The 16,617-nt window shown below is 68.6% G+C and carries 11 protein-coding genes; 7 read left to right on the forward strand and 4 right to left on the reverse strand.

What is annotated here, in order from left to right; genetic code table 11:
* Positions 1–4 precede the first annotated feature (4 nt).
* Positions 5–406 carry an HPF/RaiA family ribosome-associated protein gene (locus tag P3102_RS25225; protein ID WP_276362292.1) on the reverse strand — a complete coding sequence of 134 codons (402 nt, stop codon included), beginning with the start codon at positions 404–406 and terminating at the stop codon, positions 5–7.
* Between the two features lie 529 nt (positions 407–935).
* Here P3102_RS25225 and P3102_RS25230 point away from each other — a divergent pair.
* The 4 genes from P3102_RS25230 to P3102_RS25245 all read left to right on the forward strand — a co-directional run bounded on the left by P3102_RS25230 (position 936) and on the right by P3102_RS25245 (position 4,048).
* Positions 936–1,091 carry a hypothetical protein gene (locus P3102_RS25230; protein ID WP_103746191.1) on the forward strand — a complete coding sequence of 52 codons (156 nt, stop codon included), beginning with the start codon at positions 936–938 and terminating at the stop codon, positions 1,089–1,091.
* A 107-nt stretch (positions 1,092–1,198) separates the two neighbouring features.
* Positions 1,199–1,708 carry a hypothetical protein gene (locus tag P3102_RS25235; RefSeq protein WP_276362295.1) on the forward strand — a complete coding sequence of 170 codons (510 nt, stop codon included), beginning with the start codon at positions 1,199–1,201 and terminating at the stop codon, positions 1,706–1,708.
* 601 nt (positions 1,709–2,309) lie between these two features.
* Entirely contained in the window at positions 2,310–3,497 is a 1,188-nt protein-coding gene (locus P3102_RS25240) for a hypothetical protein (protein ID WP_276362296.1), read from the forward strand.
* A 131-nt stretch (positions 3,498–3,628) separates the two neighbouring features.
* Positions 3,629–4,048, forward strand: a complete 420-nt coding sequence (locus P3102_RS25245; RefSeq protein WP_276362298.1) for an Lsr2 family protein — start codon at positions 3,629–3,631, stop codon at positions 4,046–4,048.
* Between the two features lie 98 nt (positions 4,049–4,146).
* Here P3102_RS25245 and P3102_RS25250 read toward each other — a convergent pair whose 3' ends face one another.
* Both P3102_RS25250 and P3102_RS25255 read right to left on the reverse strand, forming a co-directional pair.
* Positions 4,147–5,772 carry a carboxylesterase family protein gene (locus tag P3102_RS25250; protein WP_276362299.1) on the reverse strand — a complete coding sequence of 542 codons (1,626 nt, stop codon included), beginning with the start codon at positions 5,770–5,772 and terminating at the stop codon, positions 4,147–4,149.
* Positions 5,773–6,052: 280 nt separating this feature from the next.
* On the reverse strand, positions 6,053–9,049 hold the full coding sequence (locus tag P3102_RS25255; protein ID WP_276362301.1) for an RICIN domain-containing protein: 2,997 nt from the start codon (positions 9,047–9,049) through the stop codon (positions 6,053–6,055).
* Positions 9,050–9,447: 398 nt separating this feature from the next.
* Between P3102_RS25255 and P3102_RS25260 the strand changes: the two genes are divergently transcribed.
* From P3102_RS25260 to P3102_RS25270, 3 genes are all read left to right on the forward strand, one after another.
* Entirely contained in the window at positions 9,448–10,374 is a 927-nt protein-coding gene (locus tag P3102_RS25260; protein ID WP_276362302.1) for a hypothetical protein, read from the forward strand.
* Between the two features lie 297 nt (positions 10,375–10,671).
* Complete coding sequence (locus P3102_RS25265) at positions 10,672–14,976, forward strand: DNA/RNA non-specific endonuclease (RefSeq protein ID WP_276362304.1); 4,305 nt, start codon at positions 10,672–10,674, stop codon at positions 14,974–14,976.
* Between the two features lie 15 nt (positions 14,977–14,991).
* Positions 14,992–15,570, forward strand: coding sequence for an SMI1/KNR4 family protein (locus tag P3102_RS25270; protein ID WP_276362306.1), 579 nt, complete (start codon positions 14,992–14,994; stop codon positions 15,568–15,570).
* 130 nt (positions 15,571–15,700) lie between these two features.
* Here the strand turns inward: P3102_RS25270 and P3102_RS25275 are convergent, their stop codons facing one another.
* Complete coding sequence (locus P3102_RS25275) at positions 15,701–16,435, reverse strand: aminoglycoside phosphotransferase family protein (protein ID WP_276362307.1); 735 nt, start codon at positions 16,433–16,435, stop codon at positions 15,701–15,703.
* Between the last annotated feature and the right edge of the window lie 182 nt (positions 16,436–16,617).

Here is a 16,617-nt window from a genome sequence, read left to right on the forward strand (position 1 = left end):
AGCGTCAACCGGAGGTCGTGCCTTGTGCCTCGTCCTCGAGCACGCCGACCTGATCAGGAGTTCCTGGCGCAGGCATGTGGCGGATGCTCTCCGCGCCCTTGTGGTCGTGGGTGCGGGAATGCAGTGAATCCAGCACGCTTTTCACCTTGTGCGCCGCGCCGGCATACGCGGCGTCCACCGTCTCCGCGTGATGCGTCACCGCGACGGGCTGTTTGTTCCCGGGACGTGCCTCGATCACGCATTTCTTGTCTTCCGGTTTGGTGCCCCCGTTGTCGCTGAGGTGCACCTCCACGCGGGTCAACCAGCCACTGAATCGGGACAGGCTGTCCTCCAAGTCCGTTTTCACGTAGGTGGCCAATCCCTCGCCGCCATGGACGTTGTGGTCGGTGTTGACTTCGATCTGCACGAGCACCCTCCGCACGAAGACATATGGATGATGTTCTCACTACCACCGGTGCGGCTCACTCAAACTCGGTCCGAGCCCGGCCCCGGCAGTTTTCTCATCTTGGGGACGAGGTCACGTCGAACGCGGTACGCGGCCGGTCGACGCCACCAAGGCCGCGCAACGGGACAGCGAGATGTGCCGACGGCGCGCCATCTTCCTCAGTTCGGTACCAGCCCGCTCACGGCTGACACCTCGAGCGACCAGAACGGACATCGCCCGCTCGACGTCACCAACGGGTACGACTGCTTTCCTGCGAAACAACACTGTTTTTCCTCCGGCGGCACCTCACGACGACTCAGGGCACTTACCCACGAACGGCCGACCCGAACCCCTGGGGCGCGCACAGCGGTTCCGAAGGAGCATCCGCACTTTCCCGTTCGAAGGAGAGCCGCGGTGAAGGTGTTTGACGTGACCCAGGGGTGGGCACTACGGACCCAGTCCCCATCGCGGCGGCGGAAAACCTCCGGCCGCACCAGGAAAGTGAGTCACCATGATCGTGCTCGGAGTCATCATTCTCGTGATCGGCCTGATCGTCGACATCCCCGTGCTGACCACCATCGGCGCCGTTCTCGCCGTCGTGGGCGTGGTTCTCGCGATCCTCGGTGGCACGGGACGCAAGGTGGGCGGCCGCGCCCACTGGTTCTGAGCCGCTCGTCGTTCGAACCGACGGCCCCGGTCCGCGTTTCGCCCGGACCGGGGCCAAGTTTCTTACCCCGCAACACTTTCCACTCCACCGCACCAACGAGGACAACGATGCCTGAGCCGACGACGCCGGAACCCGTCCCAGCCGAACTACGGGCCTTGGCCGCCGACGCCGACGCTCTCGCCGAGCGGACCGCGGAATTGGCCGCCCGCCTGGAGGCCGCGGACGACGGCCACCTGCAACGCCTCGCCCAGCCGATGATCAAAGCCACCGACGATCTGGCCGACTACACCGGTGAGATCGCCCGGACCACCGAATATCTGACCCGGGTCCGGGTGGCCCGCGATCCCCACCTGTGCGACGTCCCCTGGGGTATCTGCCCCGTTCACGGCGTCACCTTGCACTCGCTCGGAGACCGGGCCTGGTGCACCGCCACCGGATGCGGCAACACCTGGGATTACGACCGGCTGCACACCCCCTGCGCGGAACCGGCCACGGCGATGATCACCGACAGCGACGGCGTGACCGGCTCGCTCTGCTCGGCCCACGTGACGGACGCCGCGCAGCGACTCGCCGGATGCAGCATCGAGTACCTCGATCACCGAGCGACGAACAGCTGACCGATCTTCAAGGCCGAACAGGCCGAAAGCCCGGATCTGTGTGACACCTCACGAGTCGAACCCGCATGGCCCGGCCTGACCGGTGAAAGCGCCGACGTCGCCCTCATCTGACTGTGTCCCCGGACCATCCGCGCGACCCGCGCGGCCGCGGTGGCGAACCGGCCGATGCCCCGCGTGGTCTCGGTCGCGCATCGACCCGGCGAGTCCGGGATCCGCGCGTGTTCCCCACCGGCACGAGGCCGGACTGCTCGGCGGGCTCGCGCCGTCGGCGCCCATCGCGGCAGTGGAAGCGTTGACGCCCTGCTCTTGTCAGGCAGCTTCTCGGGGTGATGAAACAGCGCCCCCTCACCTTCCACGCTGCCCTGGCCTGCCCGGAAGCGATGACAGGTGCCGTCGTCGGGGGACGAAGGACGTAAGATGGTGACCAAGCAGCAGGCATGACACCGGTGACGGCGCCCATCGTGGCAAAGCTCCCTGCCGCTGCTCACGGCAGCCGATCGCCCGGCGCTGTCGTCCCTCCTCGGTTCTCCTCGCCAGCCACCGCCGGTTCTGACCGGTCCGCCCCACACTCCACAGGAGACACTCCATCACTGTTCCAGTCGTGTCGCCGCATGCCGTCAGCGCTCCTCGCTCTCTCACCGACGTATACGGTCCCGGCATCGCCGTCTGCGCGCGCCCGGAACTGGCCGCCACCGAACCGGTGAACAGGCACCGCCACAACCGCGACGTGGTCTCCGCGCGACCGATCGCGGTCGCGGCCGACACGCCGGTGATCTGCAGCGCCGATGGCACGGATCCGGACTTGCTGGCACACCTGCGTGACAGCGGTCTGCCCGTCGGCACAGATCTGCGCGAGTTCCGCAGCGAACGGGAATTCGCCGCCCGGGTGACCGAAGCGATGGCCGACGGCCTGCTGATGTCGATGGAGTACCCGCAGCCGACCACGCTGTGCCCGGACGAACGCGCGCTCAAAAGCGCGCACCTCGTCGGCTACTTGAACAACAAGGCCAGCATCACCACGTTGGTCGATCCCCGATTCCAGGCGCACCGCAGCGTCGTGACCCGCGGGCAACTCGCGGAAGCGGCACCGGCGGAGAAGTCGTGGGTGCTCAAGGCCGCGACCGACGACGCCCACGGCGGCAGTCTTGATGTCCATCTGCACCGGGCCGGCGAGCAGATCACGCTGCCGGCGTTCACCGACGTGCTCGACGAGTTCGTCGTCGAGGAGTACCTGCGGATCGTTCGCAACTGGGGCCTGCAGTTCTACGTGGGACCGGACGCGCGGGCCCGTCTGCTGGCCGTGACCGAACAACGCGTCGACGCGACCGGGGTCTATTCCGGTGGCAGATTCGGTGTGGTCACCACGCCTCCTGCCGAATTGCTCGCCGAATGCCTGGCGATCACCCAGCGCGCGGCCGATGTCGGCTACCGCGGCCTGTGCAGCCTCGACTGCGCCCAGACCCAGGACGGCCGGCAGGTCGTGCTCGATCTGAATTTCCGGATCACCAGTGGGTCGATCCCTCTCCTGGCGATGCAGTCCGTCCGCCCCGATGCCCTCGACCGCCCAGCCGAGTCCGTGAAGCTGACCGTCGCCGGCGCACTCACCGACCTGCTCGCCGAGCTACGCCCGGCATCGGCCGACGGCGGCCTGCTCATCGTGGCCGGTCATGACACCGGCCACACGGACGCTCCCCGCAGGCAAAGCACCTTGCAACTGCTGGTCCTCGGGGACGACCCCGACGAGGTGACCGCCCGACGCCGTACGCTGGAAGAGAAGACCGGCCAGTAACGCGCGGTCGTGCCACCGGGGGAGGTGCCGTCCGGACGTCCCACCGATCGCGCGACGACTCCTGCGCCTAGAATTATTGACACCGCGCCAATCCGAGGTGGCGTGGGAGGACCCAACGGAAGGCATTATCGATGGCACAAAAGGTATCCGTCCAGATCGTCGACGACATCGACGGTGGTGAAGCCACCCAGACCGTGCCCTTCGCGCTCGACGGCGTCACGTACGAGATCGACCTCTCCGACGACAACGCCGGCGCCCTCCGTGACCACCTCGAGCGCTTCATCGACGCCAGCAGGCGAGTCGGTGGACGCAAGGTGAAGGTCGCAACCGGACAGTCCACCGTGGCCGGTGGCACGGCGAAGCCCACCGACCGCGAGCGCAACCAGCAGGTCCGCGCCTGGGCCTCGGCGAACGGCTACGCGATCGCCGAACGCGGCCGCATCCCCAACGAAATCTACGAAGCGTTCGACAGCGCCGAGTCGGCCCCTGCCGAACCGGTCGCCGAAGAAGCTCCTGCCAAACGTAAGCGTGCCCCTCGCAAGAAGTCCTGAACCACCCCTGGTCGCGCCCTTGAGGTCCCTTCCCCGATCGACTCGGAAAGGGGACCTCAAGGGCGCACAGCCGTTGCGAGAAACCTCTTCGGGGCCGGCTATCGGTGATCGGCGAACGGGGTCAGTTCGGTCCAGAACGCGCAATGATGCCGGCGCGGGATCTCGGTGGTGAGCCCGCTGTCCCCCGCCGAGTTGAGCGACATGACGACGGGGTCGGCTTCGGTGTAGCGATCCCAACGGGGGGTTCCGTCCACGGTCGGGTCACCGGTGCGGGCGAATCCGGTCCACTGCGCGACCAGCTGATCGGACAGCGCCTGCTGATTCGGGCCGAGCTCGACGCCGCCCGGGAACAGCAGGAGCCATTCGGCGATGTGATAGGCGCCGTTCGGTTTGGTGGGATCGACGAAGAACTGCGGCGGGACGTCCGTGGCGTCCATCTGGTAGGCGTAGACCGGGATGTGCCGGGCCAGCCGTGCGTTGTTGAGGGCTGAGGGGCACACGGAGTTGGAGTCGGCCACGATGGTCCGGAAGGCGAGGAACGGCGCGGGCGCGGGGAACCGGGCCGGCGGATACTTACCGCGAACCGCGGGCGCGTGCCTGCCGTATTGCTGGCGCACCAGTTTCTCGTAGTCGTCCGAGGTCGACGCGGAAGGCAGCTGGGTTTCGTCGCGGGCCACGCCGTGCATCAGTGCGACGTCGTTGACGCGCCCGGTGGCGAAGGCCTCCCCCGGCGACATCGGCAAGGTCTTTCCGTCCACGATCGGTGCGATCGTGCCGTTGTCGGGGTTCCTCCCGTGATCCGCCTGCTTGAGCAACGCCGAGGCAGGGGTCTTGCGCAGGCAGACGGCGGCCTCGGCGCCGTCGCCACAGCCGACGGCGGCGGCGAACCGCGCCCCGGTGCGCTGGGCCTGTTTCTCGGTGGGCAGCTTCGCCTTGCAGTCCTGCGGCTGCCACACCGTGTCCACGCCGAGCAGCGAGTTGTATTCGCCGCTTTCGCTGATCCCACGCTGGAACAACCCCGCCGAGGCCGGTGAGACCGTGTGGGCGCAGACGCTCGATCCACCGGCGGAAGCACCGTAGATCGTGACATTGCGCGGGTCTCCGCCGAACCGTGAGATGTTGCGCTGCACCCAGCGCAACGCGGCCTGCTGATCCTGCAGCCCGTAGTTGCCCGCGTGCGCGCCGAACGACTCGTGGGCCAGGAAGCCGAAGATCCCGAGGCGGTAGTTGACCTCCACGCTGATGACGTTGCCCGCCGTCACCAGCCGGCTCGCGTCCTGCGGTTTCCACAGCAGGAATCCGCCGCCGTGAAGCTGCACCATGACCGCGAGCGGACCGGGCCCACGCTTGGCGGGCGCTCGAACGGTCAGCTTGAGGCAGTCCTCGTCCTCCGAACCCTGGCCCGCCCCGGACGGTTGCGCGCACTGGTTGCTCTCAGCGGTCGCGGTGAAGGGCTCGGTCCACGGGGCGGGCCGCCGAGGCGGTTTCCAGCGCAGTTCCCCCGTCGGCGGCGCGGCATAACGGATCCCTTGCCACGACGTGACCTCGGTGCCCGAGACACCGCACACCGGGCCATCGTCGGTCTTCACCGTGGTGCCCGGCGAGCAGATCGGTGCGGCCGGTTTCGCTTCGCGCAGTGCGCCGGCCAGGGACGCTGCGCCTGCCGGCGGCGTCACGAGCACCACGGCCGCCACGACGGCGGCCACCTTTCGGTCGAGTCCCATCCGTCCTCCTACCGAACGACACCTACCGGTGCGGGCACGACCACGACGGTGCCCGTCTCCCGTTCCTTCCAGTCTGGCCACACCGGTGAACGGCACAACCACCGTTCGGCCGCGCCGGAATGGTCGAAACCAGGGCGAGAATGGTCTTTGCCCGGACTCGCCTCGCCTCGAGGCGACCGGAAGGCACGGAGTCCACAATGGACTACGCACGACGGCCGCGACCCGGAACCGGGTCGCGGCCGTCGTTCACACCTCGATGCTCACGAAGTGCGGGTTCCGATCAGCGGGGATAGACGGTCCACCGCTGATGGGACTGCCCGCTGTCCACCTGCTGGACCACCCCGGTGGCGTTGGGGTCCTGAGCATCGGCGGCTTCGACGATCTTCGCCGAATGCACGCTGCGCAAGGCGACCGAACCATCCGCGGTGGTGGTGAACTCCCACTGCTGTGTCGTGCCGTAGTGGCACTGGTACTGGACGATCGGGTTTCCGTTGCGCAGCTCGCCGTAGCGAAGGTCCAGGCACTTGCCCGAGTGGCGGTTCTTCAGCCCGTAGACGTTGTTGCCGAGATGGGTCACGTCCCACAGCTGCTTGACGCCGGCGACACAGTCCCACAGTTCCATGCCGGCGAGGTCGTTCAACGCACCTTCCCCGATGAGCCCCGCCGTCTGGATGCAGCGCCCCGACTTGGCGCCCCTGAGTTCGACGGTGTTGTGGGGAACGGCGGCGACGCGGTAGGCGATGGTTCCGCCGTTCTCGTTGCTCCAGTCGATCCGGCCGTTCTGGAACACACTGCGCTTGCCCAGCGGCAGCCCGGCCTCGTCCGCCTTCGGATAGCCGAGGTACGACCGCTCCGCGCCCATCGCCTTGTACTTCAGGCTGATGTTGCCGTAGATCATCCGGGCACCGGTGCTCGGATGCCAGTAGATCGAGCCGGAACCGGTGGAGAAGTCGGCGACCCGGCCCGCACCGTCCGAAGTGGACCGGATGTCGCCCGTCGGGTACCCGAGGGAACCGGTTTCGTAGCCGTACTCGGCGAACTTCCGGTGGATGTCCCCGTTGATCGCGACGGTGCCGTTGCGCGTGAGGTAGATCGAACCCGCGGTGAAGCGCTGCATGGGGCTGCCGTCCGGCCCGAAGGTGCCGGCGTCCGCGGCGGGATAACCCATTCCCGCCTCGAAGCCCATGGCGGCGAACTTCCGGTGGATTTCGCCCTTGACCTGCCGGATCGCGCTACCGGGCACGTAGTAGATGGTGCCGGTGGCGAACCGGCTGTGGCGGACGTTCGTGCCACTGACCGTGGCCTCGTCGGCGAGCGGGTAGCCGTATGGACCCGTTTCGCCGCCCGACGCCGCCCAGATCTCGCCGATCAGGCCGAAGACCATGTGGGCCCCCGTCGACGCGCTCCAGACGATGTGGAGGTTCTGACCGCCCATCGTGGGTTTGACGATGCGGAGCACCTGACCGTTGCCGTCCTTGGTGGGCACCTGGTCGGTCATCGCGCCGCCGACCCCGGCCGGACCACCCAGCGCGAGGAGCTTGTCGAGAACCGGCCCCTTGTAGACCGCCTGCACCGCGATGCGCTGGTTGGTGCCGTCGTTGCCCGCCGTGAGGTAGAGCCTGCCGTTGTCGTACACCCGGTGGCCCAGGCTGACGCCGTTGGCGGTCCCTTCGGGGACGAAGTCGCCGACGGGCTTGCCGAGTTTGTCGCGCAGCGGCTTCTCCGCGGCGTAACGCCGGTCGATCGGATGCGCTGCCTGAGGTGCTTCGGCGTGCCACTTCGTCGCGACGGCGTAGTAGTCGTCGTCGATCGCGCCGGTGACGAACAGGTACCTGCCGGAATTGCGCGACGGACGGATGGAGACGCCGGACGCGTCACCGCGCACGCACCAGGTGGCGTCGCCCTTGAACACGTCCGAGCCGTCGGTCGGGTCGACGTGGGCCGTCACGCGCTTGGACTGCGGCGGAATGACAGCCGCGTTGACCGCCGAGGACGCTCCCGACCGCCAGCGCAGGTAGTGGTTGGGCCTGCTGACCGACTGGAACGAGAAGCACTCGGGATTGCTCAGGCCCGGCTCGATCCTCCACTGCACTTCCGGCCGGTTGCCCGGCTGCCACTGCTCGAGGACGACGTCGCCGTTGCGGTGGGTGAGGTAGACGTCGATGCCGCTGAGCGCGTCGACGCGCAGGGTCTGGACCAGGTTCTCGTACTGGCCGGACCGGAGGAACTTCTCGCGGTCGCTGCGCTTGGCGGCGAGGGCCGCGTCGGCGGCCGCCACCAGCGCGGGCCGGATCAGCTGGCTCGCCGCGCGGGTGCGCAGCTCGGTGATCTGGCGGATGTACTCCTGATCGCGCTTGTTCAGCTCGTTCACGATGTCGCGCAGGTGCGCCTCCTCGGCGCCCTGGTTGATGAAGAAGGTCCAGTCGGCGGGATCGAGGCTGCCGACGGCGTCTTCGGCGGCGCCGTGCACCTCGGTGTCACGGGGCACGGACTTCCAGATTTCGACGACGAAGTCCCGGTCCTTCAGGTTGATCAGGTACTCCAGGCGCGTCTGGGGCACGGATCCCAGCGTGTGCGACACGGCGTTCGCCTTGGCCGCCTTCGCCCGCTCGGCGGCCTTGGCCGCTTCGTCCTTGGTGGCGTCGTCCTGGATCACCCGATCCGCGTCTTTCCTGTGCTCCACGAAGAGCCCGACGGTCAAGAAGCGCCACTGGTCGTCCGCGGTACCCCGCAGGGCGGCCCGTGCGGCCTCTTTGACCGCCATGTCCTTGTAGCCGTCGGCGTTGAGGTCCAAGTGGACGATGAAGTCGAAGATCGACTTCGCCAGGACGGTGTTGTCGGCCGGGATGCTCAAGGTCGAGGCCGCCAGTGCCTTGGCGGCGCGTTCCTGTGCCTGCTGCTGCCGACGCTCGGTGACGAGCTTCTGGTCCTCCCGGTGCGCGTCGTGGATCCCGACTTTGATCCACTGGGTGGACGTCGCCTCACCGTCGGCGGCGAGCGCGGCGATGGCCGTCTCCTTGAGCTTCTGGTGCTCCGGTTCGAGGGGGTGCTGCTTGTCGATGTCGTCGGCCGCGTAGTACATCGCGGCGACGAAACCCCGGTCGCTGAGGATCAGCAGTTCGGGCCCGGCGACGATGTTCAACACGGCGGCGGCGTTGCCCTTGTCGATATCCGTGGACTGCGCCGCGGCCGACGGCCCCGATTGCGGCGCGGCGACGGCCGTGCCGGGCATCGCGACAGAGGCCGCCGTCGCGACGATCGCGGTGGCGACGATCAATCTTTTGAAAACCCCTCTTCGCCGTGCCGATGGCACGCCGGAGGGACCCCAGTATCCGTTCAAGACATCCTCTCCCTGAATAAAGCGCGCGAGGCCGGAATTCGGTCTCCAACGCGCGTGCGAACAGGAGATCAGGTCACGACGAAAAAGGACCGCGACTGTGACGTGGATCACGTCCTTTACGGGCGTTGTGTCCTTGTGCCATAGTCGTCTTCGGCGTGCATAGGCACGCAATTCTGGGGTCTGGGGTTCTGGGGATGAGACTTCGTGCAATGATCGGCGCCCTCATGGCGTCGATCATCGGGATCGGCGCCAATGTCGCTACGGCGAATGGAGTAACAGAAACGGCCATCGGCTCTAGTGTGCCGGGTATCGAGAATTCGATTTACTATCCAATCGTGCGGCAGAACGCCCTGTACCACTCGGAAGACCTGGTCAGGGTGGCCGCGTGGCAGGCACTGCGTTCGGACCAGGGTGAGCCGGCGCTGCGGGAGTTCGTCCGGACCGGCTTCCCGGCGGCCCGGAAGCGCGCCGAGGACTACCACGCGCGCAACAAGGAGTTCGCGCGCCGGGTCATGAACAACTACAGCGCGCGGTATTCGCCGAACGTGCACGCCGAGGCCACGGCCGCGTACAAGGGCACCTCGGCGCAGCAGGAGCAGTTCTTCCGAACCGGTTTCGCCGCGGCGAAGGCGCTCGACGATGCCGCCCGCGAGGCCGATGAGCAGCACAAACAGCAAATTCTCGACGAGGATCGCGCCTTCGTGCGCTTGCTGGCGGAGTTCGATCCGGGCGAGCAGGTACGGCTGGCCGCGCAGTACGCGTTGCGCGCCGGGGGCACGGACAGTCACCTTCGATCCTTCTTCGCCTCCGAGTGGATGGCGGCGTCCGCGACGGACATCGAGATCTTCCGTATCCGCACCCAGGAGGCCGGGGTCCGCTTCTACGCCCTGATCCCCCAGCTCATCGCCGATGCCGAGGAAGCCGAGCGAGAGGCGCTCGCCGCCGAAGGCGCCGCGGCGGAGCAGGCTCGCGCCGTCGCCGCCCGGGCATGGGCCACCACCAGGGAAAAGGCCGACGAGGCCCGTGCGGTCTGGGAGCGCGAAGCACTGGCCTGCGCCGAGCAGGCCAGGTACTGGCGGACGGTGATCGAGCGGGCCAACGCGAGCGTCGACCCGGTGTGGGCGATGATCGCCGCGAAGGCGGACAAGAACCGGGGCAACTGGACCGCCGACGGTACCTTCGCGGATGGCCAGACCCAGTACTGGGCGAGTGTCGAAAGGCATGCGAAAGAACACCGGGATCAAATGTCTCCCGCAGGCTGAAAACGAGCAACTCTTCACTGATCTCCGAAACTCGACTTTCGTTCACGAAAAGACGTTTCGGCATGCATTGTCAACCGTGAATCAAGTTCTTTCCGACAAGCGGGACGAGGAAGCGCGCGCTGATCCTCGTTCCGCTTGTCGAGATGCCCGGAAAACATTTCCGGTATGCGGTTTCGTTGATTTCACGATCTTTTCGACTACTGGGTTTCGACTACTGGGGAGTGGTGTGCCATGAAAAGGAAGACGCGACGCGTCAGACCAGGATCGCCTGTTTCGAGATGGTGCCGGGGCGCGGTCGTGCTGACCGTGTCCACGGCCTTGGTCATCTCGGGTGCGGGGTCGGAGATCGCCTCGGCCGCGCCCGCGGTACCGGCGGTCGCGGCCACTGGACAGGTACCGGCTCAGCCACCGGCTTCGACCCCGCCGGCCGCTCCGGCGGCGGCGTCGAGCGATCCGGAAGAGGAAGCGCTGCTGCGGCAGCTGCGCCTGGATCTGCTCGCCGACATCGCGGCACTGGACGAGGACGAGGAAGTCCGGGTGGCTGCCCGGGAGGCCCGGCGGAAGGCCGAAACCGGTGACGACGCGGCCATCACGGTGTTCTTCGAACGGGGGCATCAGGAAGCCAAAGCGCGGGCGAAGCAACGCAAGGAAGAGGCGGACAACCGCAACCGCAAGGTGATCGAGTCGCTGGCGGGTACCGGCGGCCCGGCCTTCAACGCCGCCGTCGACCGCGCGCTGCGGGGCAACGCCTACGATCGCGTGAACTTCCTGGCCTTCGGGCGGGACATCGCCGCGGAGCAGGACCGCCGGACCGGAGCGTACGAGAAGGAACTCCGGGACCGGCGGCGAGCGCATGTGCAGGTCGCCGCGGACCGGGGGACGCCGGAGGTCTCCGCCGCCGCCAAGGCGGCGCTGGCCCAAGGTGACGCCGCGATCGAGGAATACCTCAAGACCGGGTATCTCGCCGCGGCCAAACGCGACGCGGAGGCCAGGGAACGGCAGCTGGCCGAACTGGAGAAGCAGCGCAAGGAAGCCGAGGCGAACTCGGAACTGGCCCAACGGATCGCGCGGGTCATGCGGGCGCGTCAGCAGCTGCTCGCCGCGCACGCCGACGCGGTCCGGTCGCTGGAGCGGACCGCCAACGACATGACGCTGGCGGCGAACGCGTCACGGGAAGCGGCGCGAACGCTGGCCGCCGACCAGGCCGGGCACACCTATCATCCCGAGCTGTATCAGCGGGCGAAGGACGAGGGCGCGCGCTTCGTCCGTGACGCGCGGACCGACGCGCAGCAGGCCCAGTCCGCGGCCGCGCTGGCGAGTGCTCAGGTGGACATCCTGGTGCAGAACCAGATGCCGCACGGCACCCAGTGGGCGAAAGTCGTCCAGGGAATGGCCGCGGCGGCGAACGCCGCGAAACAGGCGGCCGAAACCGCGGCCCACGCGATCGACGCGATCTCCGCCGACGCCGCGGCGACCGACGCAGCGGAGAAGGCCGAGGCCCGGGCAGAGAACGCCCGGCGCTGGCGGGAAAACGCCCAGTCCCACGCCGCCGCGGCGGACCGCCTGGCTCAGGCGGCTCGTGAGCAGGCCGCGGCGGCCGCTCAGGCGGCGGCGCAGGCACAGCAGGCGAAGATCGACGCGGAAACCGCGCTGCAGAACGCCAAAGCACATGCCGCGAAGGTCAAGCAGGCGCGCACGGACGCCGAACGCGAACGTGACGTGGCCGACGCCAAGCGGCAGGAAGCCGAGCAGTGGCGTGACCAGGCCGCGCGCAAGAGGCAGGAGGCCGAGGCGAAGCAGCAGGAAGCGGCTAGCGAGCGCGACAAGGCCAAACGCGAGGCGGGCATCGCTCAGCAGAAGCGGCAGGAGGCGGAAGCACAGCAGCGGATCGCTTCCGAGAAGCGCGTCGCCGCCCAGGGACAGGAACAGGTCGCCGCCGACGCCGCCAAGGAGGCGCGGCGTCTGGAGCAGGTCGCCGCCGACATCGATCAGCACGCCGGCCTCGAGGAGGGCAAGGCCCACCAGGCACGGGAAGAGGCGGCGCGAGTACGGCAGTCGGCCGAAACGACGGCGAAGAAGGCCCAGGCGCTCGAACAGCTGGCCGCCCGGGCCGAAAGCTCGTCGGAGGTCCTTCAAGAGGACAAGCAGAAGGTGCGTGCCGCGGCGACTCAGGCACGGACCGAGGCGAACACGGCCAGGGACGCCGCACAGGCGGCCGACGGCCTCGCCACTCAGGCCGGGCAGGCCGCGACAACGGCGCGTGCGGCGGCGACGGACTCACAGGCCGCCGCGGGCAGGTCACGCGCTCACGCGGATCGAGCGCAGGCAGCGGCGTCCCAGGCACGTGCGGCGGCGCGGGAAGCCGAGGTCGCGGCGGAGAAGTCGCGGGCGGCCGCGGACGAGGCGCGGGCCGCGGCGGCACGGGCCGACGAGGCGGCGGCGCGCGCCGAGCGGGAAGCGGCCGCGGTGCACGCGGAGGCGCTGAAGGCGCGAGCGTCGGCGGAAGAGGCGACGGCGGCGGAATCGCGTGCCGCCGAGAACGCCCGTAACGCGGCGAACCTGGCTCAGCAGGCGGCGGTGGAATCGGAGCGAGCCCTCGGCTCCGCGCACCGGACCCAGGAAGAGGCCAACGCGGCCGCGGCGGAGGCCGCGACCGCCGCGACCCAGGCCGGGATCGCCACCCGCGCGGCCGTCGCCGCAGGACTGTCGGGTTCCGGGATCGCCGCGCCCGCCGACCAGGCGATCACCCTGGTCAGCCCGTTCACCGGAGACGACATCGACGCCGACTTCGTGCTGATGGTGGCCAACCGGGCGAAGGACGTCGGTGACACCCAGGTGCGGGCCGCGCAGGCCGCCGCCACCGACGCGACCGCTCAGGCGAACCGCGCGGCCGAGGCGGCCAGGAACGCCGGGCTCGAGGTCAAGCCGGCGTTCGAAGCCGCGGCCGCGGCCGCCGGTTCGGCGGCCGACGCGGCACGCTCCGCCGCGACGGCCCAGCAGTCCGCGGCGGCGGCGGCCGTGTCCGCCGCCGCCGCCAGGAAGGCGTCGGCCGAGGCCGACGCCGTCGACGCCGACGCGCAGGCCGACGCCAAGGCCGCCCGTGCGGCGGCCGACCAGGCCGCCGCCGACGCCGCTTTGGCGGGCCGGGCGGCGGACAAGGCCGCGGCGGACGCGGCGGCGGCGCGAAAGGCCGCTGACGACGCCACGCGCGCGGCGAACGAAGCCGTCGCCGCGGCCGACCGGGCCCAGCAGCACGCGACCGCGGCCCAGCAGGCGGCGGCACAGGCCCAGCGGGACGCGGACGCGGCTCGCGAGTCCGCGAACCGGGCCGCGGAGCACGCCAGGGACGCCGACTCGGCGGCGACCAACGCCGAGAAGTACGCGAAGAACGTCGAGGACAGAGCGGCGAACGCCGAAGCGGACGCCAAGGCGATCCAGGACCAGCTGGCCGAGATGCAGGAGCAACTCCGGCAGGAAGAAGAGGCGCGGGAACGCGCGGAGGCCGAACAGGCCATCACCGACGACAGCGAGGTCCCCGCGCTGACACCGGAGGAAGAAGAGCTGCTGCGCGCGGAAAAAGGCCAAGCCGGTGTCGACGAGTACAACCGTGCCCGCGCGGACGCGAACAAGGACCTGATGGGCCTGATCGTCGAGGAGGGCGGCCAGGTCATCCTCGACCTGATCGGCTACACCGACGCGAAACGGTGCTTCATGGAAGGCGACTTCATCTCCTGCGTCATGACCGTCATCAACGCGTTGCCGATCCTCAAGATCGCTTCGGTGCTGCGGAAGATCCCGGACGCGGTCAGTGCCACCGTGCGCATCGTGAAGGGCATCCGCACCTTCAAGGACGTCAAGATGGCCGGCCGCCGCATCGCCGACAACCTGCGTGACCTGATCAGGCAGCTCAAGGGATGCAAGAAGCCGGGCGTCGCGGCTTCGGCCGCCGCTCCGCCGGCGTGCGAGGTCGTCGACAGGGAGGCGCTGCACAAGAAACTGGAGGAGGAGCACAAGAAACAGCCCACGGTCAGTCCGCAACCGGGACAGAAGCTCGGCACCATCGCCCGGCAGCGGGAAGTCGAAGGCTGTTTCAAGAGCGTGATCCCGGCGAACATCTCCTTCAACTACCCCATGCAGGACTTCACCTGGCTCGGCAAACCGGCCAAGCGGGCGACCGGCGGCATCGTGTGCGTGAACAAGACGTCGACGCGACACGGGGATCCGGACGCTCCGGTGGGACACCCCGACATCTCCCCGCCCAAACTGAACGGGACGCCGGTCCACAAGGGACACCTGGTCGCGGCCAGGCTGCACGGTTCCATGTCGGTGGAGAACATCGTCACCCAGTGGTCGACGGTCAACCTCTCCGACGTCAAGCGGGTCGAGAACGCGGTCGGGAACATGCTGGACCGGTATCCCAACCAGGACGTGTCGGTCATCTACGAGGTCCATGTGCAGTATCCGACCGCCACGGCCGCGATGCCGAGGTGGATCTTCATCGAGGCGATCGCGTCGAACGGTGCGAAGTGTTTCGCGAAGATCGAGAACGTCCCCACCGGTAACCTCGTGAAGGAAACCTGTCCGTCGTTCCGAGCGGCCTGAGCACCAGGAGAACAGATGACAGACGTGCCGAAACGCTCGTACGTCGACGAGATCTGCGAGCTCGTCGACTGGCGAGCCGGGGACTTCCGGCCGGAGCTGGACTGGGCCACCGTCGAACGCGAACTGGGGACACCGCTTCCCGGCGACTACAAGGAGCTGCTCACCCGGTTTCCCTCCGGAGGATTCCGCGACGTCATCGCCTTCTCGAACCCGAGCGAGGGCCTCGAGGAGTGCGCGAACGTCAAGCGGGAGAACGCCGAGCTGCTGGAGATCTTCGGCGACGAGGATCTCGGCTATCTGGAGGGCGTCCCGTACCGGCTGTTCCCGGAACCGGGCGGGCTCTATCCGTGGGGGATCAACGGCGCGGGGGGCACCTTCTGGTGGATCCGCGAGTCGCCCGACCCGGACGAATGGGGGGTCGCCTACAACAACCGGGACGCCTGGCACGAGGCTCATCCCGGGCCGATGACGAAGGTCGTCCGGGATCTGCTGGTGAGTACCGGAGAGGACAACCTCCTCGGCTGGGACATGTCCGGTAAGCCGGTGAACTTCAGCGGTCATTGGGGAGACCGCTACCTCTCCTATCCTCGCTGAGCTCGGTACCGGCGGTGTCTCGCGTGCTCGAACGCGGGACACCGCCGGCGGCGAGTCCGGGATTCCGCGAGTCACGCCCCCACTGTCGTACGCGTCAAACGATCGCGGTGGGGTCGGAGACGAACATGGTTCACATAGTGGCTTTCAGCACGTCGATCTCGCAGCCTGGCGCGGCCGGGTCGAAGCCGTGCTCGACCAGCCAGCGGATCCCCAGCAGGCTCCGCAACGACCACCACGCGCGGATCACGTCGAGGTCGACGTCAGCGCCGTAGCCGGCGACGACGTCGTCGAGATGTTCCCTGTGGCCGAGCGTCAAGGTGGCGAGATCGAACAGGGCGTCGCCGCGGGCCGCCTCGGTCCAGTCGATCACGCCGGTGATCTCGTCGCCGTCGACGAATACGTGGCCGACCTGCAGGTCGCCGTGCGTGAACACCGGTGTCCACGGCCGGAGCGCGGCTTCGGCGACCTGCCGGTTCCGCGTGATGAGATCGGCGGGGAGGACGCCGTTGGTGAGGAGCCACTCGCATTCGGCGTCGAGTCGTGATGCGAACTCGCCGGGGCTTCGGCCGCGTCGGGGTGGCAGCGGCGCGTCGTGCAGCATCCGCACGGCGGCACCCGCCGCGCTCCAGGCCGATGGCGACGCCGCCGATGGCTCGCCGAGGCGGCCGAGCGCCTCACCCGGAAGTGCGGCGAGCGCGAGCACCGGCGGCTCGCGCCACAAGATCTCCGGAGTGGGGATCGGGGCCAGCGTCATCGCCTCGACCTCGATGTCGGTGCGCGCCTGGTCGGCGTCGATCTTGAGGAACACCTCACCGACGCGCAGAGTCGCGCATTCGTGATGGGCGACGACGACTTCGACCTTCATGCCTGCCATTGTCGAAGAAGAAGCCACCCGCGTCGCCGGGTTTTTTCACACGAGTCCACCCCGGAGTTCCAGGGCGGCCCGCTACGCCGCCTTCGCGCTACCCCGCACTCCGAAGGAAGGTGCCTGGTCGACCACCCGAAACCGGACCGCCGCGGGTGGCCCCTGGCGCCCTGGTGCCGGGC

The sequence above is a fragment of the Amycolatopsis sp. QT-25 genome (assembly GCF_029369745.1).
Taxonomy (GTDB): Bacteria; Actinomycetota; Actinomycetes; order Mycobacteriales; family Pseudonocardiaceae; genus Amycolatopsis.

Excerpts from the sequence above, each read along its gene's own strand:
- P3102_RS25270 (WP_276362306.1), top strand. The coding sequence starts at position 14,992 with ATGACAGACGTGCCGAAACGCTCGTACGTCGACGAGATCTGCGAGCTC.
- P3102_RS25250 (WP_276362299.1), bottom strand. The coding sequence starts at position 5,772 with ATGGGACTCGACCGAAAGGTGGCCGCCGTCGTGGCGGCCGTGGTGCTC.
- P3102_RS25245 (WP_276362298.1), top strand. The coding sequence starts at position 3,629 with ATGGCACAAAAGGTATCCGTCCAGATCGTCGACGACATCGACGGTGGT.
- P3102_RS25235 (WP_276362295.1), top strand. The coding sequence starts at position 1,199 with ATGCCTGAGCCGACGACGCCGGAACCCGTCCCAGCCGAACTACGGGCC.
- P3102_RS25275 (WP_276362307.1), bottom strand. The coding sequence starts at position 16,435 with ATGAAGGTCGAAGTCGTCGTCGCCCATCACGAATGCGCGACTCTGCGC.
- P3102_RS25230 (WP_103746191.1), top strand. The coding sequence starts at position 936 with ATGATCGTGCTCGGAGTCATCATTCTCGTGATCGGCCTGATCGTCGAC.